Annotated in this window: 21 protein-coding genes; 1 reads left to right on the top strand and 20 read right to left on the bottom strand. The window is 40.1% G+C overall.

Annotated features, from left to right (window positions below):
- Positions 1-24: 24 nt before the first annotated feature.
- The 17 genes from rlmN to argC form a co-directional block, all read right to left on the bottom strand.
- On the bottom strand, positions 25-1,080 hold the full coding sequence (rlmN, locus tag BLS20_RS06035) for a dual-specificity RNA methyltransferase RlmN (protein ID WP_090173280.1): 1,056 nt from the start codon (positions 1,078-1,080) through the stop codon (positions 25-27).
- Complete coding sequence (gene rsmB / locus BLS20_RS06030) at positions 1,077-2,378, bottom strand: 16S rRNA (cytosine(967)-C(5))-methyltransferase RsmB (protein WP_090173278.1); 1,302 nt, start codon at positions 2,376-2,378, stop codon at positions 1,077-1,079. Before rsmB ends, rlmN begins: the two co-directional genes overlap by 4 nt.
- Positions 2,379-3,320 carry a methionyl-tRNA formyltransferase gene (fmt, locus tag BLS20_RS06025; RefSeq protein WP_090173276.1) on the bottom strand — a complete coding sequence of 314 codons (942 nt, stop codon included), beginning with the start codon at positions 3,318-3,320 and terminating at the stop codon, positions 2,379-2,381. It abuts the gene before it with no gap.
- Between the two features lie 2 nt (positions 3,321-3,322).
- Positions 3,323-3,844 carry a peptide deformylase gene (def, locus tag BLS20_RS06020; protein WP_090173274.1) on the bottom strand — a complete coding sequence of 174 codons (522 nt, stop codon included), beginning with the start codon at positions 3,842-3,844 and terminating at the stop codon, positions 3,323-3,325.
- A gap of 40 nt (positions 3,845-3,884) precedes the next feature.
- Complete coding sequence (gene priA / locus BLS20_RS06015; protein WP_090173272.1) at positions 3,885-6,122, bottom strand: replication restart helicase PriA; 2,238 nt, start codon at positions 6,120-6,122, stop codon at positions 3,885-3,887.
- A gap of 71 nt (positions 6,123-6,193) precedes the next feature.
- Positions 6,194-7,660: a UDP-N-acetylmuramoyl-L-alanyl-D-glutamate--2,6-diaminopimelate ligase gene (locus BLS20_RS06010; RefSeq protein ID WP_090173270.1), complete on the bottom strand. Its 1,467-nt coding sequence runs from the start codon at positions 7,658-7,660 to the stop codon at positions 6,194-6,196.
- A 15-nt stretch (positions 7,661-7,675) separates the two neighbouring features.
- On the bottom strand, positions 7,676-8,824 hold the full coding sequence (locus tag BLS20_RS06005) for a leucine-rich repeat protein (protein ID WP_176762314.1): 1,149 nt from the start codon (positions 8,822-8,824) through the stop codon (positions 7,676-7,678).
- A 40-nt stretch (positions 8,825-8,864) separates the two neighbouring features.
- The gene (locus BLS20_RS06000) at positions 8,865-11,186 is read right to left on the bottom strand and encodes a DNA internalization-related competence protein ComEC/Rec2 (protein WP_176762313.1); all 2,322 of its coding nucleotides are present in this window, start codon (positions 11,184-11,186) and stop codon (positions 8,865-8,867) included.
- On the bottom strand, positions 11,161-12,120 hold the full coding sequence (locus BLS20_RS05995) for a GerMN domain-containing protein (protein WP_242870539.1): 960 nt from the start codon (positions 12,118-12,120) through the stop codon (positions 11,161-11,163). Before BLS20_RS05995 ends, BLS20_RS06000 begins: the two co-directional genes overlap by 26 nt.
- Positions 12,121-12,138: 18 nt before the next feature.
- The gene (locus BLS20_RS05990; protein ID WP_090173265.1) at positions 12,139-13,569 is read right to left on the bottom strand and encodes a sensor histidine kinase; all 1,431 of its coding nucleotides are present in this window, start codon (positions 13,567-13,569) and stop codon (positions 12,139-12,141) included.
- Positions 13,570-13,583: 14 nt separating this feature from the next.
- Positions 13,584-14,273, bottom strand: coding sequence for a response regulator transcription factor (locus BLS20_RS05985; RefSeq protein ID WP_090173263.1), 690 nt, complete (start codon positions 14,271-14,273; stop codon positions 13,584-13,586).
- 12 nt (positions 14,274-14,285) lie between these two features.
- A complete protein-coding gene (locus tag BLS20_RS05980) occupies positions 14,286-14,855 on the bottom strand; it encodes a helix-hairpin-helix domain-containing protein (RefSeq protein WP_090173261.1) in 570 nt (189 codons plus the stop codon).
- A 59-nt stretch (positions 14,856-14,914) separates the two neighbouring features.
- Positions 14,915-16,120: an aspartate aminotransferase family protein gene (locus BLS20_RS05975; RefSeq protein WP_090173260.1), complete on the bottom strand. Its 1,206-nt coding sequence runs from the start codon at positions 16,118-16,120 to the stop codon at positions 14,915-14,917.
- Positions 16,121-16,134: 14 nt separating this feature from the next.
- The gene (gene argB / locus BLS20_RS05970; protein WP_090173258.1) at positions 16,135-17,043 is read right to left on the bottom strand and encodes an acetylglutamate kinase; all 909 of its coding nucleotides are present in this window, start codon (positions 17,041-17,043) and stop codon (positions 16,135-16,137) included.
- A gap of 21 nt (positions 17,044-17,064) precedes the next feature.
- Positions 17,065-18,288, bottom strand: coding sequence for a bifunctional glutamate N-acetyltransferase/amino-acid acetyltransferase ArgJ (argJ, locus tag BLS20_RS05965; RefSeq protein WP_090173256.1), 1,224 nt, complete (start codon positions 18,286-18,288; stop codon positions 17,065-17,067).
- Positions 18,289-18,300: 12 nt separating this feature from the next.
- Entirely contained in the window at positions 18,301-18,753 is a 453-nt protein-coding gene (locus BLS20_RS05960; protein WP_090173253.1) for a GNAT family N-acetyltransferase, read from the bottom strand.
- Between the two features lie 15 nt (positions 18,754-18,768).
- Entirely contained in the window at positions 18,769-19,809 is a 1,041-nt protein-coding gene (gene argC, locus BLS20_RS05955) for an N-acetyl-gamma-glutamyl-phosphate reductase (RefSeq protein ID WP_090173251.1), read from the bottom strand.
- 271 nt (positions 19,810-20,080) lie between these two features.
- Between argC and BLS20_RS05950 the strand changes: the two genes are divergently transcribed.
- Complete coding sequence (locus BLS20_RS05950) at positions 20,081-21,307, top strand: argininosuccinate synthase (RefSeq protein WP_090173249.1); 1,227 nt, start codon at positions 20,081-20,083, stop codon at positions 21,305-21,307.
- Positions 21,308-21,357: 50 nt separating this feature from the next.
- Here the strand turns inward: BLS20_RS05950 and BLS20_RS05945 are convergent, their stop codons facing one another.
- Genes BLS20_RS05945 through BLS20_RS05935 form a run of 3 tightly spaced genes read right to left on the bottom strand, consistent with a single transcriptional unit; the run spans position 21,358 to position 24,679 of the window.
- Entirely contained in the window at positions 21,358-22,104 is a 747-nt protein-coding gene (locus BLS20_RS05945; protein ID WP_090173247.1) for a DUF2225 domain-containing protein, read from the bottom strand.
- A gap of 31 nt (positions 22,105-22,135) precedes the next feature.
- Complete coding sequence (locus BLS20_RS05940) at positions 22,136-23,818, bottom strand: glutamine--tRNA ligase/YqeY domain fusion protein (protein WP_090173245.1); 1,683 nt, start codon at positions 23,816-23,818, stop codon at positions 22,136-22,138.
- A gap of 21 nt (positions 23,819-23,839) precedes the next feature.
- Positions 23,840-24,679 carry a rhomboid family intramembrane serine protease gene (locus BLS20_RS05935; protein ID WP_090173243.1) on the bottom strand — a complete coding sequence of 280 codons (840 nt, stop codon included), beginning with the start codon at positions 24,677-24,679 and terminating at the stop codon, positions 23,840-23,842.
- Between the last annotated feature and the right edge of the window lie 115 nt (positions 24,680-24,794).

The raw sequence follows: 24,794 nt of genomic DNA, 5'->3' as shown, positions 1-24,794 counted from the left end.
CCTTTTATTATCTCCCACCTTTTCTTAGATATGTGGGGTTTCTTTAACTGAGTCAAGATATCCCTTACGCAATTGTCCACATGCGCCATCTATATCTCGCCCAAGTTCCCTTCTAATAGTAACATTTATCATATATTTTTCAAGGTTGTTTTTAAATTCCTGCACATGAGACATATCCGGTTGTACATAACTTCTTTCTCGAACCGGATTAATCGGAATCAGATTCACATGACAATTCATCCCTTTTAAGAGTCTCGCGAGCAACTGTGCATCTTCCTTTGAATCGTTCTTACCTTGAATCAGACTGTATTCAAAGGAAACCCTTCTCCCGGTCTGTTCAAAATAATTGCGACACGCATCCACGACTTCATGAATTTCATAGGTGTTTGCAATCGGCATAAGTTCACATCTTCGTTTTTGATCAGCCGCATGAAGCGACAATGCCAATGTAATCTGCAACTTTTCCTGTGCCAGCTTATTGATCATTGGCACAATTCCACACGTAGAAACCGTTATGGATCTTTGTGAAATATTCAACCCGTTTTTATCTGATAACATATGAATAAACTTTACAAGATTATCATAATTATCAAGCGGCTCACCGGTTCCCATCACCACAACATTTGAGACCCTCTTTTGAGTGTCTCGTGAAATTCGATAAATCTGCTCTAACATCTCACCGGCAGTCAGATTTCGAACCCATCCTCCGATTGCAGATGCGCAAAACGAACAATTCATCTTGCAACCTACCTGTGACGAAATACAGACACTGTTACCATGCTTATATTTCATCCAAACACTCTCAATCAAATGTCCGTCCGGCAGTTCAAACAAATACTTTCTTGTGCCATCAATTTTAGATTCTTGCATCGTCTTAATCTTAAGCGTTGTCAATTCACCGGTATTGACAAGCTTTTCCTTAAGAGACTTTGGTATATTCCCCATCTCTTTGTAATCTTTCGCCATTTTCTGATGTAGCCATCCATATAACTGCTTCGCACGAAAAGCTTTTTCTCCAAGACTTTCCATATAATCTTGTAATTGTTTTCTATCACAAGATCGTATATCTACTTTACTCATGCTCTTTCCTTCTTAATAAACAGAGAGATGAAAAATCCATCACTAATTCCTTTTTTCGGAAATACCTGTTCTTTTTTCACAAACGAAAACTCCGGAAACTGTTCTTCAAACCACCTGACATTTTCCTCATTTTCCCCCGGATTCATGGTACAGGTACTAAAAACCAATCGACCTCCCGGTTTGACATATCCGGCCGCATTTTTCAAAATCACCTTTTGCAATTCACTAAGCTCATCTAGCTGCTCTTTCGTGATTTTGTATTTTATATCTGTCTTTTTCCCGATTATTCCAAGACCGGAACATGGAAGATCTGCAATCACCGCGTCCATCTTGCCGGAAAGCTTCGAATCAAAAACAGTTGCATCCCAAATCTCACAGGTAAGATGATCAGCCCCAAGACGCTTGGCATTTTCTAAAATCATATCGACTTTATCCGATGTCAGATCCCTTGCGATTACTTGTCCGCTTCCGCCCATACGTTCATACGCATGAAGCGCTTTTCCTCCAGGTGCGGCGCACACATCCAAAATCCTTTCGCCGGGCTTTGCATTTATCCATTCTCCAACCATCATAGAACTAATATCCTGCACGCTAAACAATCCTTTGGCAAATTCATCCAAATCACTTAGCCTGTCATAGGAACTAAGATACGCTGCTTCTTCAAGCATAGATGATGGCTCACACAAAATTCCTCTATCCGCAAGACGCTCTAACAAGGTCTTTCGATCTATCTTCCTTATGTTAACCCGAATAGACGTCGGTTGCTCTGCAAGAAAACAATGCAAGATATCTTTTGTTTTTTCCATTCCGTATGACTTGACAAAATGCTCTACCAGCCACAACGGCATCGATGCACGAACCGACAATTCTTCCATCTCATCTGACGGATACTTAAGATTCTCCATCTTCCTGGCCAAATTACGAAGAACCCCATTTACAAATCCGCTAAGAGAGGCAAATCCTTTTTTCTTTGCCAGTTTGACCGCTTCATTACAGGCAGCACTGTCCGGAACGGCGTCCATATATTTTAACTGATATGCACCCATTCGTATGATGGTACGAATCTGCGGCTTCATCTTTTTTACCTTAGTAGCACTAACCTGTTCAATCAGGTAATCCAGCTCTACACATCGCTCAATGGTTCCTTCTGTCAATCTGGTAAAGAATGCACGATCGCGCTTTTCCAAATAAGCATATTTATCCAAAACAGCTCTGATTACAAGATGTGAGTACTCTCCTCGTTCCAATATTTCATAGAGAGCCTCGTAAGATATGGCTCTGATATTTTCCTTTGCCAATTATTGCTCATCCTTTCCAAGGATTTCTCCGGCTTCCACCTTATAGCCACGAAGAAATGCATCCGCTGACATGCGTTTCTTTCCTTCCAGTTGAACCTCTTTAAGAATCAGTATCCCATCACCGGTTTGTACTCTGATTCCATCCCGACAAGCTTCGATAATTTCACCTTCTACGCCCTTTTCATCGCCTTCACATGCTTGCGCCGACCATACTTTCAGCATTTTATTATTCAAGTACGTATATGCACTCGGCCATGGATTCATCCCCCGAATCAGTCGTTCAATTTCTATCGCTGATTTGGAAAAATCAATGCGACCATCTTTCTTTTTTATCATATGCGTAATCGTCGCCTGTTCATGATTTTGCTTCGTATAAACAGCCGTTCCTTGTTCTATCGCTTCAAGTGTCTTTACACACAAATGTGCACCAACTTCAGCAAGTCTATCAAATAAACTTCCCCCCGTCTCATCAGGGGCAAGGGGCACTTCTTTCGTCATAATCATATCACCGGTATCAAGACCTTCATCCATTCGCATCGTCGTAACACCGCTTACTTTCTCTCCATTAATGACCGCCCATTGAATCGGGGCAGCTCCGCGATATTTCGGAAGCAAAGAAGCGTGCACATTAACACAACAATATTTTGGCATTGATAAGATTTCCTTTGGTAAAATCTGCCCAAAAGCAACCACAACGATTATATCAGCATTAAATGAACGCAGATATTCTATACTTTGTTCTTCCCTGACACGTTTTGGCTGATAGACTGAAAGCCCCAGCTCTAACGCCGCTTCCTTCACCGGTGTCGGCTGCATCTTATTCCCTCTGCCCTTTGCCTTGTCCGGCTGTGAAACAACCAATGCAATCTCATGTCCTGCTTCGTAAAGTGCTTTCAGTGTTCCTACCGAAAAATCCGGCGTTCCCATAAATATTACTCTCATACTTATTCCTCTTCTTCGGAAGGATCTGCATATTGAACATCATGCACTTCGCCTTCCACCTTTTCCACATACATATGACCGTCAAGATGATCGAGCTCATGACAAATCGCTCTTGCCAGCAACCCTTCCCCAACGATCTCGCACTCGTTCATTTCTTCATCATAATATACAGCCTTAACATAATCCGGACGTGTTACAATACCGGCTTTTCCAGGATAACTAAGACATCCTTCATCACCGGTTTGCTCCCCGCTGGTCTCGATAATTCTCGGATTAATCATTACGACTGCGCATTCTCCGTATTCAGCTTCTTCTCCGGTTAATGGATCGATTCCACAATCAATCACAACCACTCTCCTAAGCACACCAACCTGAACAGCTGCCAGTCCGACACCTGCCGCATCATACATCGTCTCTAACATATCTACTATGAGCTCTTGAATACGTGGTGTAATTTCTTTCACCTCTCGTGATACCTTTTCCAAAACGGGATCACCTAAAATTCTTATCTCTCTTAAAGCCATAATAACTATCCTCCACTAAATATCTATACTCATAAACTCTTTAACCAAAATTCATGGGGTTGAAATCATATTGTATCATAATATTTTTATACTGCACATCCTGTTTTGTCAACTTTTCAAGTGCATCCTTAATCTTTACAAGAAAGTCCAAATCTTCATGTTTTAGGTAAAGCACCTTTCTATAAACATCATTTATCTTAGCAACAGACGGTTCTGCAGGTCCGATAACTCCAAGCCCTTCAATCTTGCTGTTAATAACTGCACGATACATTCGTGTAATCTCCGCTTGAGCCAATGCTTCATTTTTGGAAGTCACAAGCACAAATAAAAGATTGGACGCCGGCGGATAATCCATCAAAATGCGATAACCAATCTCTTTTTCATAATATGCCGTATAATCTTGCTGCGCAGCAGCCAAAATACTATAATGCTCAGGCTGATAAGTCTGAATAATCGCTTCCCCCGGTGCTTCGCCTCTTCCCGCTCTTCCAACTGCTTGTACAAGTAGCTGAAACGTACGCTCACCGGCTCTATAATCACTTACCCCAAGCGACAAATCAGCTGCGATAACTCCAACAAGGGTTACTTTTGGAAAATCATGTCCTTTTACAATCATCTGTGTCCCAATCAGGATATCTGCTTCTTCATTTGAAAACGCAGATAAGATTTTCTCATAATCGTGCTTTTTTCTGGTCGTATCTGCATCCATTCGAAGCACTCTTGCTTGTGGATACAATCGCTTGATTTCTTCTTCTATTTTTTGTGTTCCGGCCTTAAACCCACCAATATATGGCGATGAACATACCGGACACTTCTTAACCATTGGTATGGTATAGCCGCAATAATGGCAAATCAATTTTCCATTATTATGCTGACTCAAAGAAACGTCACAATGTGGACATTTGATAATTTCACCGCAGCTTCTGCAAGAGACAAACCCCACCATTCCTCTTCGATTAAGGAAAAGAATCGTTTGCTCATGTCTTTTTAGCCTCTGTGCAATCGCTTGTTGTAAGTCATCCGAGAAAATATGTTTATTTCCTTTTTTCAATTCCTCTCTAAGATCTACAATCCTAGTCTGGGGAAGCGGCTGATTCTTCGCTCTCATTGTAAGTTCAAACAGTTTATACTGCCCCGTCTTAGCCAGATAATAACTCTCTACTGACGGCGTGGCTGAACCTAGCACAACGCTCCCTCCTACCATCTTAGCTCTTGCAATTGCAGTTTCTCTTGCATGATAGCGCGGAACTGTTTCACTTTTATAACTGGATTCATGCTCTTCATCAATGACAATCAACCCAAGGTTTTGAAACGGAATAAAAAGTGCCGAACGCGGTCCGATAATCAAAGACACCTCTCCCGCCTTGGCACGTTCATACTGATCATAACGTTCTCCGGCAGACATTTTAGAATTCAATATAGAAACTTTTTTTCCATAACGTCTATAAAACCTCATCACAGTCTGATAGGTCAGTGCAATCTCCGGAATCAATACAATGACCTGTCGTCCATTTGCAAGGACTTCATCGATCATTCCCATATAAACCTCCGTCTTACCACTTCCTGTTACACCATGAATAAGATAGGTCTTAAATTCCTGTCTTTTATAATCCGCAACAAACTCATCGACAATCTTTTGCTGCTGTTCATTTAAAACAAATGGCTTTGCCATAGGCAGATCGCCAAACGCCTGAATCGGATCTCGGTAAACGCGACTTGTCTCAATCTCAATATAATTCTTTGTTTCAAAGCTCCTTATTGTCTGACCAGAAATATTTAATTTCTGAGTCAAAAATTCTTGCGGCAATGTCGGATTTTCTATCAAAGCTTCTAATAGTCTTGCTTTGGCATTTTGATGTTTCCTTTTAAATTCTTTAAGAAAATGCAAGGCCTCATCTTGTCGCATCTTAAGATGAATCGTCTTTTGCTGATTTTCTTTTACTTTGGATTTAATTGGAAGCACGGTCTTTAAAGCCTGATTCATCGTGCCTCCATAATACTTTCGCATCCAAGCAGCAAGCGAAATCAGATGATTTTCAATTGCAACTTCATCCGTCAAAATAGCCGATATACATTTTAATTTGGATTCGTCGTATGTAGCCTCATTAGTCAGTTCTAAGACGTATGCTTTTTTTAAAATATCCCCTTTCCCGAACGGCACCTGCACACACATTCCCGGTGCAATACTTTGCATCATCTCTTTTGGCACCCGATACTGAAAGGTTCTATCTAATTTTTGAATCGATATATCAATTACAACGTTGGCGTAAAGCGCCATGCATGATTCTCCTTTATCCTTTGTATTATCATTTGGCTGCCTTTGCATTTGCTTCAAGGCGGTTGACTTTTCTACCGTTTTAACTCTTCTAATACTTCTGCAATGAGAACGCGTTCATCCATAGGATATTTCACACCCTTAATTTCCTGGTAATCTTCATGTCCCTTTCCGGCTAACACAATTACATCACCTTTTTCTCCATGTTCTATTGCATAACGAATTGCTTCCTTACGATCCGCTATTTCTACATATTGACCATCTGTCTTAGCCATTCCGATTTTAATATCCTCAATAATCGCCTGCGGTTCTTCATCGCGTGGATTATCCGATGTAATTATGGTAAGATCGGCATATTGTCCTGACACTTCTCCCATTTCATAACGGCGAAGTTTAGAACGGTTACCTCCGCAACCGAATACACAAACAATTCGTTTTGGATGATAAGCCTTTAATGTTGTCAAAAGACTCTTTAAGCTCATGGCATTATGCGCATAATCAATCATAAGGGAGAATTCATCTGAACCTTTAATCATTTCGATTCTTCCCTTAACCTTTGCCTTAGCCAAAGCCTTTTGCATCTTTTCCTCAGACACTTTGAAATGATGGCAAATCGCAATTGCCGTCAATGAATTGTATACGCTAAAGGTTCCCGGTAAATCAATCTTAACCGGAAAATCAAGCTTTCCGGAAACCTCATAAGATACACCAAGATATCCCGGTTCATGAAGAAGTTTCACATTCTTAGCATAAATATCATTCTCTTCCTTAAGTCCATATGTCTCTAACTGACAGGTATGGCCTTCGATCACATCTTTATAATGCGGATCATCCCCATTGACAATTCCCAGCCGACATTGTTTAAATAGCAATCCTTTACAATGCATATAGTCATCAAAATCCTTATGCTCATTCGGACCGATGTGATCCGGTTCGATATTTGTAAAGATTCCAATTTCGAAAGTAAATCCGTCCGTTCTGTGCATCATAAGTCCCTGCGAAGACACCTCCATTACACACATCTCACAGCCGGCATCTAACATTTTTGCAAAATATTCCTGAATAATGTAAGATTCGGGAGTTGTATTACTTGCCGGAATTTTTTCTTCTCCGATAATTGCTTCAATCGTTCCAATCAGCCCTACTTTATAACCTGCGCTTTCAAGAATCGACTTTACCATATAAGTTGTTGTGGTCTTACCTTTTGTTCCGGTTACACCAATCACTTTCAATCGATCCGCCGGATAGCCAAACCATGCAGCCGATAAAATCGCCAGAGAAATCCGATTATCCTTCGCCTTTATAATCGTCACATCCGCCGGTGCCTCAATATCATCTCTTTCCACAACAAGCACCTTGGCTCCTGCTTCTATGGCTTTTGGTATAAAAGAATGCCCATCTACGACCGTTCCACTGATTGCGACAAACAAACCACCGTTTGATACTTTTCTCGAATCATAATAGACACCGGTAACCTCTTTTTCAAGATCACCAAAGAGCAATTCATATTCCATCCGTTCTAGTAATGCTTCTAATTTCATTATCTTAACTTCCTCCTAAATCTTCGAAAACGTCACCGTTGATGCGATGCCGGAAGATTTTATTTTTTTCTTAACCGCTTTATAGGATTTTTTTACAATCTGAATCTTCGCCTTTGCGTAAATTCCTTTAAATGCTTTACTTGCAATTTTTACTGAAGTTTTCTTGGTAAACTTCACAGTCTTAAGATTGCTGCATTTATAAAACGCCTTTTTCCCAATCTTAGTTAAATACTTTCCTTTTATCGTAACACTTTTGAGTTTTGTATTTGTTGCAAAAGCCTTTTGTTGAATCTGCGTCACTTTCATGGATGCTGATCCAATCTTCACGGTATTGGGAATCACAAGTTTTTTAAGAGAACTGCTGCATCCGCTTACGGTAACCGTACTATCTGATGTGACAAGATATTTCACCCCGGAAACAATATATGTAACACCTACAACCGGCTTTTTTTGCGTAAATGTAATCGACGTTGCAACGACATCCATAAAATCGTCTTCATCCGTATACTTGGTTGTGCTTCCCGAAACAAATGTATACAACGTATCCTCTCCGTTCGTATAATAGGCAATCTTCTTAGATGATTTAACATTTTCCTTTGTAATCTTGCCGAGAGTTCCAACCCCTATAGATGCATCGTCAAAGTTCCAGGTGCCGCCCATATTCTTAAGCGCCAATGCACCGCCAACCACTACACCTACATAATTTTCCGACCCGGAACTTGTCAGATTCAGTATCATATCCGAAATCGTCAGATTATTTTTTACAACCAAAAGCATCTCACTATTATTGTCCGTTACGGTCAGTGTTCCATTCTTCTTTCCCACAAACGATACATCCTGATCTGTTTCACTAAAATCGATAGCGGTATTCGAAGTCGAAGTAATCGTATTAGTACCTCTCACTTTGATGGTTACATCCTGAGACAAATTATCAAACACAAGGCCATAAGAAGATGTAAAGCCATTCAGCGTCAACGTTGCCGTCTGCGTATCCCATCTCCATCCGCTTGAGCTTTGGTCACTTGAAGCGTTGTATCGTTTATTATTAATTGTAAATTTTCCGGTGCTTACAGTTGCCGCCTGTACCTGCTGCGTGATTGCCAACCCGGAAACCATCAGCATCATCGCCAAACCAAATACTGCGCACTTTTTTAAAATATTCATTGTTTGATTATACCACATTCCCTACCAAATCAAAATGAATCTAGTACACAATCTTAAGCTGTCCATCCACCGCTGTCTTGTGAATTTTTTTCGAATATTGTGCGATTCGCAAAAGCGCCTCCTTATGAGGATGTCCATACCGGTTCTTCTCCCCATAGGAAACACAAGCCAGTTTTGGGTTCATTTCACTTAAAAGCACCTCGCTGTTTGAGTATTTAGAGCCGTGATGATCCACCTTATAAAAATCAATATTGCTTAAATCATACTGCCTTGCTATTTCTTCCTCTTCACAGGTTCCAAGGTCACCCAAAAACAATCCCGAAAACTCGCCCACATCGATCTTAAGTCCAAGACAGGCTGCATTTGCATCCGACACATCCGCATCTTCTCCCGGATAAAGCGCTGTAATCCTTGTGCGGTCCCATTGAAAGGATTGCCCTTGCGACATATACACAACCGGTATCCCATACGCACCGGCCAATTGCGTGAGTTTTTTGATTGCTTCCTGATTCTTTTGCAGCCTGGCAACAACAAGATGTTCGATTCGATAACCATTTGTGATTGCATATTTCAAACCGGAAATATGATCCTCATCACCATGTGATACAAACCAGTAATTAATCTTTGTAATTTTCTTTGCTTTGAAAAACGGAAAAAGTGTTCTTTCGCCAAGTTCCTGATCCGAAGTACTTCCTCCATCTATAAAAATAGTATGTTTCTTGTCTGTGCGAAGAAATATTCCATCTCCTTGTCCAACATATAATACATCCATTTCAAATTCGGGCACTTTTTGTACACTTCCCAAACTGCATAGGAAATAGCATGCCGCAAGTAAAACCATTTGACGAATCTTGCTTTTTCGAATCAAAATCCCGACACCAAATATGCAAATATAGATGATTACTACCGTGGAAAGTTTTGGTTGCCCCGTGACAATCGTGCTTCCCGGAATCTCCAAGCTCCCTTTGCATAACCATTCATAAAGCCAAAAGATTCCCTCTCCTACAATTGCCAGTGTCCTTCCAACCGGAATCCAAAACATGCCACCGATGGCCGCCACAAACAAATCACCAATCAGATAACCGCTAAGCGGCAAAACCAACACATTAAGCAAAGTGCCAAATAAAGACACTTCATAGTAGGTATACATCTGCAGTGGCAAAAGCATAACCTGAATGGATGCTGAAACAAGAAGCCCTTCAATGAAAACATCTTTGCATTTTTGCATTCTCCCCTTTTTTCTTTTAAAGCTGTTTTTATAATTCTCTACCAGTGGCTTTCCAAGTATGATGATGCCAAAAATCGCCATATAGGAATACAAAAAAGAGCTGCTTGCAAGCATATAAGGGTTATAAACAAGTTCCACAAAAGCACTGATTGCAAGTGCCGTAAGCAGATCATAAGCTTCATTCAGTCTAGGTCCCAGTAACATAATGCCATACATAATTCCGGCTCTGATTGCGGTAGGCGAGCCTCCGGTCATAACAATGTAGCATACTACAAAAACAAAAGAAATCGCATCTGCCCAAATTCCCTTCAAACGCATTCTTTTCAAGCCCCTTCGAAGCACGTTCCCAACCATCGACACATGCAGTCCCGAAATAGCAAGCAAATGCGCAATACCGGCATCGGCATACAACGCTTTCATATCCTCATCTACATTTTGTTTTTCGCCAAGAATCATTCCTTGTGCCAAAGACGCATAAGCCTTAGGCAAAAGATTCAAAAACACCCTATCAAGACGTTCTCGCAATGCATACAAATTTTGACGAATAGGAGCCGAAACCGCTTTTTTCTTTACACAAACCGCTTGAAACAAAAATCCATCAATCTGTTTACTGCGATAATAACTTGCAGCGTCGAAGCCTCCCTCATTCATTGCCTTTTGGGGCATTTTGTAATATCCCTTAAGTACAATCCAGTCTCCAACCTTACCTGTTTCTTCCTTCAAAACTTGTTGTTGATATGCATAAATACCCGATATTCGAATCTTCTCCTTAGCATATAATAAAGTTGCATGACGCACCAAATATATTGTCTCATCCTCCTTGGTCTGAATGTCGACAATTTTTCCCGCAAGCGTGCACCACTTATCCTGCAGCATATTTAATTGTTCTGTCTGCATGCTGTTTTTTTTAGAAATGCAATTGATTGCTCCAAAGCAAAAGACCGTCACCATTATAATACCCATAAGGCGACTTATATGAACGGAATGTTTGCGCATCCATAGAATCTGAATGCCGACTGCAAAACATCCTCCTAAAATAATCTGCGGGCAGCAATATAAAACCAATATCACTGCCAGAAGATAACTTTCCACAATCCATAAGACTGCTCTAGTTGTTACTTGAATATCCCTCACCCTCCGTCTGCGGGGAAGATTCGAGTTCTTGTACGCAATCGAGGTTTCTTTCATAAAGTTCCGACAAAGAATATGCGGTTCGATAGATGATATCCGTCTCTCCGTCTACAGAAATCTGAACTTTGGAAATGGAAGACAACTCCGTCAAGGAATTGACGATCGAATAAATCACAACGCTCTCCGCAATGGAATAATCCTGATTTAAAAATCCATTATCAAAGTTTACTACACATATTCCATCCATTACCGAAACCCCAAGAAGATTCGTTCCGCTTGGAATAACCGAACGAAGACCCTTGGTCTCCGGCTGTTTCATAAGCTGCTCAATTACGACCTTTTCCATGGACATATCACTGGTCTCATATACCGTATCCGTCTCTGCGACCAATCCATCTCCATCTTCATTCGCATAATACAATGTAATCGTAGACTGCTGATACATATTAATCTGCTCCCCGGGATTTTCAATAAAGTCTTCTTCATTCATAAATCCATAGACATTACCATCTTCGTCTGTAATTGGCGCATCATTTACCGTGATTGCAACATAAGAGACTCCATCAATCTGCACCATCGTTTGTACAATTGCAGCCCGACATAACACCTCTGTTACCGTATCCATCTCAAGGTATCCCTCATCAAAATCAATCGTCAGTTCGTCATCGCTTCTGCTGTAATAATTCAGTGTTACAGAAGACGGAATCGCATTTTTATACTCAATCTGCCCCGGATCCTCCGACAAAAGCCCAAGCATTTCATCCACGAGTTCATCTACATCCGTCGTGTCCGTATCATATCCAACCTTATATGTCGTGGTTCCGTCCATATTGACATAGGAAATCTCATATTCACTTTGCTCATCCGAATTGCTGCATCCTCCCAAAATGGTAATCATCATAAGTATGCATGCGAATAACAGACCTAGTTTTTTCAAAATCTTTTCTCCTCATTTCTAAGATACATAATTCAACGGAATACGAACAATAAATGTTGTCCCTTTTCCTTCTTCACTATGTACTCGAATTGCACCATTATGCATCAATATGGCATTTTTGGTAATCGCAAGACCAAGTCCCGTTCCTCCAATTTCTTTCGAATGGGACTTATCTACACGATAGAATCTTTCGAAAATGTGATCGATACTATCTTGCGGTATTCCAATTCCGGAATCTTCCACCTTAACATAAAAATATTGGTGATCCGCATTTAACGATACATGTACAAAGCCTTCCGGATTATTATATTTAATTGCATTTTCCGCAAGATTAGACAATGCCAAAGTCAGTTTTACTTCATCAACCTGCGCACTAACCGGACGAAAACTTTCCAGCACCAGCTCAACATTTTGCTTTTCTGCAATCGGACGCAAACGCTTCATAATAAGCTCAAGCAATTCATTGATGTTAACAAGTTCGATGTTCATCGTACCTTCAGATTTATCAAGCTTTACAAGCGATAACAAATCGTTAATAATCTGATTTTCCCTCTCGATTTCATCTGCAATATCCACCATAAATTCCTTGTACAATTCATTGGGAACTTCTTCTTGTCCGACAAGCGAATCAGCAAGCACTTTCATAGATGTAAGAGGGGTTTTAAGCTCATGTGAGACATTTGATACGAACTCCTGTCTCGAGGATTCCATAGCATCTACCTGCTCCATCAGATGATTTACCGTTTCTGCTATTTCTTGTGCTTCAATATATCCTTTTACGTTAATCTTTTCCCCTGTCACGCCTGCTCTAATTGTTGCCATACTCTTTTGCACTCGCCGAATCGGCGCTACAAGCATTCCTGAGGCAAAAGCAGATAAAACGACCAACAAAAGAACCATGATAACTTCAAATATTCCAATATTTCCGGTCATCTCATCCGCTGTGTTTTGAAACTCATCGGTAGAAACGCTAACGGTAAATACGCCAATCACATCCGATTCTTCCGTATCGGTAATAGGAACCGTTATCTTGATATAACGATGCTCTTTATCATACTTTGTTGTTTCTTCACCCTGCAAACTCTTAGTTACTTCTTCGGAAATAATGGTCTTTCCGGCATCAATATCATAAGAGTCCATAACAATCCGAAACGAGTCATCAATTACCATGATTCGCCCGCCGTAAATTGTTGACATCTGGTTAATCTGTGTAGTGATTAATTCATTGGAAGTATTGTTAAAATAATCAGAAGAAGCCATCTGATTTGCGAGCAGTTTCGTCTCTGTCAAGATCGAGACCGTCCTGTTCGCAACCGAGGTCTTAATATAGGATTTCATAATCCCGGACTCGATAACAAGCGCCGGAACAACTGAGAATATTAAGAATATAATGATAATTCGAAATCTTAAACTGTGAAAAAATCTTCGAACCGATTGAAACCTTTTCATACTATTTTTTCTCGCTAACCTTTATAATAATAACCCATTCCCCATTTTGTATGTACATACCGAGGCTCCCTTGGATTTGTCTCAATCTTCTCGCGAAGACGTCTAACATGAACATCCACTGTTCTAACATCGCCCGGATATTCATATCCCCAAACGATTTCTAACAGATTCTCTCGGCTAAATACTTTGTTGGGATTGGTTACCAACAGCTCTAAAAGGTCAAATTCTTTCGCCGTCAGACGTATTTCTTCCCCTGATATAAACAGTCTGCGGCTTTCTCTTTCGAGTCTTAAATTGCCATTTTCCACAACATCCGTCGCCTGCTCTTTCTTCTCTGAAGATGCGCTTCGACGCATAATTGCTTTAATTCTGGCCTTCACCTCTAATATATTGAATGGTTTTGTAATATAGTCATCGGCTCCATAATCCAAGCCCAAAATCTTATCCATATCATCCCCCTTTGCCGTCAACATAATAATCGGCACTGTAGAGAATTCACGGATTGATTGACATACTTCAAAACCATCCATTTTAGGCAGCATCACGTCCAAAAGTATGATGTCATAAGAACCGCTCTTTACTTTTTCCAAAGCTTCTTCGCCATCATAAGCGACATCAACTTCCATTCCGTCTTGTAAAAGACTGAAGCGAATTCCTTTTACGATTAATTTCTCATCATCAACAACCAATACTTTCTTTGCCATGATACTTCCCCTTTAATTCACTTTGATACTATCTTTAATTTTATTTAAAGTTCCATCTGCTATTCCCGACACATTGACCAGGTCTTCAACCGCAGAAAACAAACCATTTTCCTCACGATAGGTAATAATCGCCTGCGCTTTTGCCTCGCCTATACCGCTTAATGTCATAAGCTCTTCCTTTGTTGCCGAATTAATATTCACCTTGCCATCAGCGGTATTCTCGCTTACAGCCTCACTTTTCTCAGTCTTTTCCTTTACAGGAACCACAACCATCTGACCATCCGTTACCTCTTCAGCCAGATTGATCCCATCTTGTTGCGCCTTTCCGGTAAGACCACCTGCAAGTTCTACGGCTTCATAAATACGTGCGCCTTTTTTCAAAGTATACACACCCGGACTTTTTACGGCTCCGCACACATATACACATAACTTTATTTGGTCATCATCTTCACCTGATACAGAAAGATTCGTGCTTTCCGTTTGTGAAACCAGTAAATCATCCTGACTTTGTGTCACACAGCACCCGGTTAGCATTGCAAATATGCAGCATACTATAAATAAAACTATAATTTTTCTCTTCATAACTCAATCCTTTCAATCACTATAAACGTTCTCAAAAGGACTTACATACCATTTTTATTTTATGCATTTTCCTTGCAAATCGCAAGTGCCTTTTTCAGTTTTACAATCATCTCATCGACATGCTTTTCTTCAATAACAAGCGGTGGAACAAATCGAAGCACGTTCGATCCGGCTGAAATAATTAAAACGCCTTGCTTTAAAGCTTCTGCACAGACCTTACCTACAGGCAATGAACACTCAACACCCTGAATCAATCCAATTCCGCGATGTGCAGTGATACATTCTTCTTCCTCCATCAATTGTTCAAGCTTCTCATAAAGATATTCTCCAACTTTCGCTGCATGTTCCGGAAGATGATCTCGCTGCATAATATCCATAACTTTCGAAACCGCCGCTCCAACAAAAGGATTTCCGCCATATGTCGTTCCATGGTCTCCCGGTGCAAGTGATTGATCCGCAACTTTTTGTGTCATCAAAAATGCTCCAACCGGAACGCCGCATCCAAGTGCTTTTGCAAGACACATAATATCCGGCTTAACATTGTAATTCTGCCATGCAAACAACTTGCCGGAACGTCCCATACCGCACTGTACTTCATCGAGAATCATGATAATATCTTTTTCATCACAAATCTTGCGAACACCTTCTATAAATTCTTTCTGTGCCGGATAGATACCGCCCTCTCCCTGTACGGTTTCCATAATGATTGCACAAGTCTTATCTGTAATCTGCGCTTTTACGGATTCTAGATCATTATACGTTGCAAATTTCACTCCCGGCAGTAATGGTGCAAATGGAATCTGATATTTTTCTGTACCAGTAACCGACAATGCGCCGATGCTTCGTCCGTGGAACGAATGCTGCATGGCAATAATTTCATGACCGGCATGTCCATCTCTTGTATATGCATATTTCTTAGCTGCCTTAATCGCACCTTCTATCGCTTCCGTTCCCGAATTCGTAAAAAAGATTCGTTCCATATCAGCCGCCTTCGTAACCTTACTTGCAGCTTCCATTAAAGGAACCGAATAATATAAATTGGAAATATGCAAAACTTTATCAATCTGATTTTTTAATGCCTCATTATATTCTTTATGATTATATCCCAATGCCATTACTGCAATCCCTGCAGCAAAATCAAGATATTGATTTTGATCGGTATCATACAGATAAACACCGTCACCATGATCAATCACCATCTGAAAACGGTTATATGTATGAAGAACACTTTTTTCTACTTCGTCAATATAATTTTGTTGATTCATGTTATTAATACTCCTTACTTTCCCTGTGGGTGATAGAATTTTTCCTGCTCATCATCCAGAATTGCAGTTCCTATTCCTTTATTGGTAAATATTTCAAGCAACAAACAATGCGCTATTCTTCCATCTAAAATATGAACTCTTGACACACCACTTTCAATTGCAGAAATACAATTGTTTAGCTTTGGTATCATACCACCGCTGATATTGCCGCTTTCCATTAATTCTTTTGCATGCTTGCAAGTCAGTTCCGAGATCAAGGAACTCTTATCATTCGGATCCATATAGACACCTTCCACATCAGAAAGGAATGCAAGTTTTTCAACCTTCATTGCACTTGCAATTGCACAAGCTGCATCATCAGCATTAATATTATAGGTATTAAACTCGTCATCAAGACCAACCGGAAAAACAATCGGCAGAAAATCTTTTTCTAACAGATCATACAACACTTTCGGATTCACCTGTGTTATTTCCCCGACATATCCAATATCTTGTCCCTCGGACAATTTCTTTTTCACCTTTAAAAGGCCACCGTCTTTTCCGCTGATTCCGACTGCATTTACGCCAAGCTGCTGCACCTGCTGAACAAGTGATTTATTTACACGTCCAAGAACCATCTCTGCTATTTCCATCGTCTCTTCATCTGTCTTACGAAGCCCATTGACAAACTCGGCTTCTTTTCCGACTTTTCCGACCCAGCGACTGATTTCTTTTCCCCCACCATGTACAATGATAGGCTTAAATCCAACCAGCTTTAGAAGTGTCACATCCTGAATCACATGCATCTTAAGTTCTTCATCAATCATTGCACTTCCGCCGTATTTTACAACGATAACCTTTCGGTTAAATCTTTGAATATAAGGAAGAGCTTCTATTAATACTTCCGCCTTTTCCATTACTTGTTTCATCGTATCGTCTGACATTGATTTAAAGTCCTTTCTTTTTTACGAACGGTAATCCGCATTAATTTTCACATAATCATAGGTCAAATCACAGCCCCAAGCCGTTGCTGTTTCCTCGCCCTGCTTAATATCTGCTATAACCGTCACCTTCGGCTCCGATAATATTTTGGTTGCTTCTTCTTCCGAATAATCAAGTGCTACGCCATTTTCAATAATCTGCATACTGCCGGCTGCACTTTCAAATGTAAGATCCACCTTTTCCGGATCAAACTGCGCTCCGGAATATCCCATTGCACAAAGAATTCTTCCCCAGTTTGCATCATGTCCAAAAATTGCAGCCTTTGTCAGCGATGAGGTAATCACCGATTTGCTGATTACCTTAGCCTCATCTTTGGTTTTTGCATGGATGACCTTCACTTCAAACAGAGCCGTTGCGCCTTCACCGTCTCCTGCCATCATCTTCGCAAGTTCTTCATTGACATATCGAAGCGCTTCATAGAATTTCTTATAATCTTCGTTTTTTTTCGTAATTTCTACATTTCCTGCCATACCATTAGCAAGTACCAGCAGTGTATCATTTGTCGAGGTGTCACCATCTACGGAAATCATATTAAAGGTATCGTCAACAATCTCCGATACAGCCTCTTGCAATAACTCTTTTGCAATTGCAATATCACTGGTAACAAATCCCAGCATTGTGCACATATCCGGATGAATCATTCCGCTTCCCTTGCTCATGCCACCAATGGTAACTTCTTTTCCGTCAATCTCAATTGTGACCGCTACTTCTTTTTCATGGGTATCCGTTGTCATAATTGCTTTTGCCGCCTTATTACCGGCCTCGATAGAACGATCAAGTTCTTTTGCCAAAGCATCTATTCCATTACAGATACGATCAATTGGAAGTTGCATCCCGATTACACCTGTGGAGGCAACCAGCACACCTGCTTTGTCTACATTTAAAGCTTTTGCACAGGCTTTTGCCGTCTCTTTACAATATCCCATACCTTCTTCTCCGGTGCAGGCATTCGCTATCCCGGAATTTACCACAACCACCTGCGGTTTCGCCTGCGAATAAACCACATCACGATCCCATTTTACCGGCGCTGCTTTCACAATGTTTCTGGTAAATGTACCTGCACTGACGCATGGAACTTCTGAATACACCATTGCCATATCTGTTCGGCCTTCATATTTGATTTTTGCTGCAACCGCTGCTGCAAAATACCCTTTCGCAGCAGTTACACCGCCCTTGATTATCTTCATTATCTACCTCCATCAGCTGTTAAAGCGGGTAATATTTTCTTCATTCAAATTAAAATCATAATAATTGACATCCTCACGTTTTTTAGCGCCCACATGTATCCAGAATTCGTTTCCTCCCGTGTTCTCACGAAATGCAATCAAATCCACCTTATTAATGTGTTCCTTTTGCAATGCTCTCATCGCATATACTGCCATTGCCTTTCCAATTCCATGTTTGCGATATTCTTCTTTAACGCAGACATGATAAAAGCAACCGCATCTGCCATCATGTCCGCACAAAATCGAACCTACAATATGGCCATCGGATTCTGCCACAATACTAGTAGTCGGATTACGTTTTATAAAACGCATTACGCCTTCTTTTGAATCGTCTATCGTTCGAATGCCAAACCCATGAATCGTTCCCCACAGTGCAAAGATCTCATCATAGTCTTCATTTTTCATTTCTCGGATCTTATACTCCATAGAGTTTCTCCCTTTCTATGGGAACATCGGAATCTGCTTAAGACCCTCATTTTCTGCAAATCCAAACATGAGATTCATATTCTGAACTGCCTGGCCTGCAGCGCCTTTTACAAGATTATCAATTGCTCCCATCATAATAACACGTCCGGTTCTTTCATCCACTTTTGCAGTAACATCGGCAAAATTACTTCCTTCTACCCATTTCGTCTGCGGACATACCGTATGCTTTAATACTCTTACAAAATATTCATCCTTATATGCTTCCATATAAAGCTCATCAACTTCTTCTTGTGTCAGCTTCTTTGTCATCGTTGCATAAGCCGTCACAAGAATACCTCGCATCATTGGAACCAGATGCGGTGTAAAATTAATTGTCACATCCGTACCTGCGACCACGCCAAGCTGCTGTTCAATCTCCGGTGTATGACGATGTGTCGCCACACCATATGCCTTCATACTTTCATTGACTTCACAAAACAGATTGTCCACTTTAGCTCCTCTACCGGCTCCCGTTGTTCCTGATTTAGCATCAATAATGATGGTATTCGGATCAATCACATTTGCTTTCAACAAAGGATAGATTGATAAAAATGAGCAAGTCGGATAACAACCCGGATTCGCAATCAATCTTGCATTTTTTATAGACTCTCTATTCAGTTCGCAAAGACCATATACTGCTTCCTTAATAAGTTGCGGCGATTTATGTTCAATCTTATACCACTCTTCATAAACTTTCACATCTTTTATACGATAGTCCGCACTTAAATCAATTACCTTAGCCTTTGACAAGATATCTTCCGTCAAGACTCCTCCTAAATACCCCTGAGGAGTTGCGGTGAAAATCACATCCGCTTCTTTTGCAAGTTTTTCAATGTCGTCTCCCTTGCATTCTTGACTTGTAAATCCTCTTAAATTCTGATAAATATCCGTATATGCAGTTCCTTCATTACTTCTTGAACCGGCCCAAATCAATTCTACCTCTTTATGTCCCAAAAGCAGTCTTGCAAGTTCTGCTCCGGCATATCCTGTTGCTCCGATAATTCCTGCTTTCATCATTATGTCACTTCTTTCTTTTCCTATAATTGTGTTTTTAATTTCATATACTTGCATAATTATACATATAATTCTTTTCAAAATCAATGGGCTTATCACTACAAGCTTTAGTTTTTATCAACTTTATGAGTATTATACATATTTTTGTATATTTATTCATTTTTAATGTATATTTTGTCCCTTGCATCCCCTTTTTAAATAAGGTATATTAATGAAAGCGAAGAAAACAAATGCTTTATGCATCAATGTATAAAAAGAAAGTGAGGCTATTATCATGGCAAAAGAAAAAGTTGTATTAGCATATTCAGGCGGTCTTGATACGACAGCAATTATTCCTTGGTTAAAGGAAAATTATGATTACGAAGTAATCTGCTGCTGTGTTGACTGCGGACAAGAAGAAGAACTTGACGGATTAGAAGAACGCGCAAAGCTCTCCGGTGCTTCTAAATTATATATCGAAGACATCACAGATGAATTTTGCGATGACTATATTGTTCCTTGTGTACAGGCAGATGCTATTTATGAAAACAAATATCTGCTCGGCACTTCCATGGCTCGTCCCGGAATCGCAAAAGCACTTGTCAAAGTGGCTCGCCTTGAAGGCGCTACTGCCATCTGCCACGGAGCAACCGGTAAGGGAAATGACCAGATTCGTTTCGAACTTGGTATCAAAGCACTTGCTCCTGATATTAAGATTATCGCTGCATGGCGTGATGACAAATGGAATATGGATTCTCGTGAAGCTGAAATTGAATATTGTAAAGCTCATGGAATTGATCTTCCATTCTCAGCAGATACCAGTTACAGCCGCGATCGTAACTTATGGCACATCAGCCACGAAGGTCTCGAACTTGAAGATCCTGCAGTTGAGCCGAATTTTGATCATCTTCTTGTCCTTGGCGTTTCTCCTGAAAAGGCTCCACAAGAAGGCGAATATGTAACCATGACATTTGAAAAAGGTGTACCAACTTCTGTAAATGGTAAAGAAATGAAAGTTTCCGATATCATCCGTACCCTCAACAAACTTGGCGGAAAACACGGTATCGGTATCGTTGACATTGTAGAAAACCGCGTTGTAGGTATGAAGAGCCGTGGCGTTTATGAAACTCCGGGCGGTACAATCTTAATGGAAGCACACGAACAATTAGAAGAATTAGTTCTTGATCGCGATACCTTAAGAACCAAAAAAGACATGGGCAATTTAATGGCTCAGATTGTATATGAAGGAAAATGGTTTACACCACTTCGTGAGGCTGTACAGGCTTTTGTAGAGTCCACTCAGCAGTATGTAACCGGAGAAGTTAAATTCAAGCTTTACAAAGGCAACATCATTAAAGCCGGTACCACTTCTCCATATTCCCTTTACAGTGAATCCCTTGCAAGCTTCACTACAGGTGATTTATATGATCATCACGATGCAGAAGGCTTCATTACATTATTCGGACTCCCATTAAAAGTTCGCGCAATGAAGATGGCCGAAATCGAAAAAAACAATAAATAATCAGAAGGACAGAGGAATCTACTCAACTTTGATAGAATCCTCTGTCCTATTTATTTACCGTTTTTAATCTGGTCTATAATCCGATCTTTTAATTCCAGTGCACGATCTTTCAATCGCCTTGGCGCCATCTGATTGGTAAGAACCTGTGACAAAAGCTTTGATGCCACTTCAAGTTGTCCAAAATGAAATGCCATATATGCCACCAGATAATCAATCGTTGTCTCATCCATTCCGGCCATTGGGAAGTATTCTTCCGCTATCGCTTTTACAAATCCGTCATAAGCAGAACGATAGAAAATCTCGCTTTTTTCCAAAAACATATTCTTCATATCTGCATTTTCTTCCATCTCAGCTTTCGAATCCAAAATCCAATGAACAATCAAAGAAAGATATGCTTTTTCACTTTGTTTTCCCAAACGAGCCTCCGAACACTTAATGGCATGTATATATGCATCCAATGCCATATCATATGTAACAATCGGCGTCTTAGCAACCGGTCTTGGACGAAAACTTTCACTGACCTTTTCGCGAATCAGTTTAATCTGAAGAGATGATAAATGACCATAATTTTGTGCCAAGGTTGAATATCCGCAATTCGGACACATAATTACCTGATACTTTAAGATATCAATCCCTTTCGCCTTTGGACGCAGATCCATATCACTTTCATCTCTTCGAACTCTTCCGCTTTTTAGCGTTTTTGATATAAATTCCTTATCACAACAAGGACATGTATATTTCTTATCAAATATATATTGTGTTTCTTTTTCCTGCGGAGTAATTCCTTCTGACATCATTTTCCACCTTCTCTTTCATCGTTCACAAAGCTTATTTCGGTAGCTTAAAGGAACTCTTTAATGATACAATTCGATTAAATACAAGCGCATCCGGCTTAGAGTCTTTTGCGTCTACACAGTAAAAGCCATGTCTTACAAACTGAAAACTATCATAAGATTGTGCACCTGCAAATGTCGGCTCTAACTTACACTGCGTCAATACTTCTAAGGAATTCGGGTTAAGATTCAGATTTCCCTCTTCGTCATATACGCCTTTTTCCTCGTCCACAAGATTCTCATAATTGCGAACAGTTGCATCGATTGCGGTTGCAGCATTTACCCAATGAATCGTTCCTTTAACTTTTCGTCCGTCCGGAGAATTGCCGCCTCTAGACGCCGGATCATAAGTACAATGCACACAAGTCACCTTTCCATCTGCATCCTTTTCAAAGCTGGTGCATGTCACAAAATAAGCACTCATAAGACGCACTTCATTTCCCGGATATAAACGAAAATATTTTTTCGGTGGTTCTTCCATAAAATCTTCCCGATCAATATATATTTCACGTGAAAACGGTACTGTTCTTTTGCCGAGTTGTTCATTTTCCGGATTATTTGTCACTTCCATCTGTTCCGTTACATCTTCCGGATAGTTGTCGATAATCACTTTAATCGGATCCAAAACAGCCATATAACGAGGTGCTTTCGGCTTTAAATCCTCACGTACACAATACTCAAGCATTGCATAATCCGATACCGAATTAGCTTTTGAAATACCGGATAATTCTACAAATTTTTGAATAGATTCCGGTGTGAAACCTCTTCTTCTAAGTCCCGAAATAGAAACAAGACGCGGATCATCCCAACCGTCTACAATGCCGTCTTCTACAAGTTTTTTGATATAACGTTTTCCCGTAACGATATTATCCAGATACAATTTGGCAAATTCAATCTGTCTTGGCGGATGTTCCCATTCTGTCTCACGAACCACCCACTCATATAACGGTCTGTGATCTTCAAATTCAAGAGTACAAATCGAATGTGTTACCCCTTCAATCGCATCCTCAATCGGATGAGCAAAATCATACATAGGATAGATACACCATTTATCTCCGGTATTATGATGTGTCATATGTGCAACACGATAGATAACCGGATCTCTCATATTCATATTTGGAGAAGAAATATCAATTCTCGCACGAAGTGTCATCTTACCATCTTCCACTTCCCCGTTTTTCATCTTTTCAAACAAGGCAAGGTTCTCTTCCACGCTTCTACTTGCTGCCGGATCTTCTTTCGCGCCATGCTTAAAATCACCGCGATACTCTCTCATCTGTTCCGGAGTAAGTTCTGATACATAGGCTTTGCCTTTCTTAATCAACTTCACAGCACATTCATACATCGTATCAAAATAGTCGGATGCAAAAAACAATCTGTCTTCCCAATCAGCTCCAAGCCATTTCACATCTTCCTTAATAGACTCTACAAATTCCATTCTTTCTTTTGTCGGATTTGTATCATCAAAACGCATATTAAATCTTCCGCCAAATTCCTTAGCCAATCCATAATTCAAAAGAATCGACTTCGCGTGACCAATATGCAAATATCCATTCGGTTCCGGAGGAAAACGCGTACATACCGAATCGTACTTACCCTCCGCAAGATCATGATCTATTTCTAACTGTATAAAATTTCTAGAAACCTTTTCTTCCTTTTCCTGCATTTCATTTTCCATGAATACTAATTCCTCTCTCTTTTATTTAATATGCTGATGTGTGAACAGATGATCCTGACAATATTCAAAATTTCCATTACACTTTGAACAAAATCGAAACTCCAGACTTGGATCGTCTTTTTCCGTTCTTCCACATACCACGCAGCGGTGCTTCGTAATTGTTGCACGCGGATTCGTACGCGTCTGTCTTTTATACATCTGCTTTCTATGTATTTCTTTTGGGGAAACACGCTTATAATTCCTTGTAAGAAGGAAAAATACAAGGAAATTCAAAAGCGACATAAAGATTGCCATACGTCCGGCCCAATTTGTCGTAAACATATTATACACTACCAATGCAACATAGAAAATAGATAACCATTTCATCTTAATCGGCAAAATGAAATATAGCATAACTTCCATATTCGGGTAGCTTACAGCAAATGCCAAAAATATCGACATATTAATATAATACGTACTAAAATACGAACCCATAGATACCGAATATCCGGTCGTCAACCCATATATTACATATAGAAGAAACGCACCTGCAATTGTAAAAATAAAACCGCCCCAGATATAGACATTAAATCGAAATGTCCCCCAGGTTCTTTCCAATGCTCCGCCTAATTGATAGTAAAAAATCATCATAATAATCGCCCATATAATCCCACGACTTGGCGGAATCAATATCCAGCTTATCAGTCTCCAGATCTGACCGTGAATAATATAATACGGTTCCAACGTAAGATAGGTAACCAACGTCGGATTCATAATCTGAATAATATAACCAACCACGTATGCGCCAATAATGACTCGCATCAGGTTAGGAATTGCCAATTTCCCAAGAAACGTTCTTTCTAATTTATTAAGAAAATTCATCCAAAATCCTCCTGCATTTATAATTTGTCTTACCTTTAGTTCATACAAAGTTTATTTGTTTTTTTTATGACGGTATCGTATAATAGGTAAGATTTGAAAACTGTTGGTAAAAAAG

The organism is Eubacterium oxidoreducens, assembly GCF_900104415.1.
GTDB classification, from domain to species: Bacteria; Bacillota; Clostridia; order Lachnospirales; family Lachnospiraceae; genus Eubacterium_C; species Eubacterium_C oxidoreducens.
This window is presented reverse-complemented; position numbering and strand designations above follow the sequence as displayed.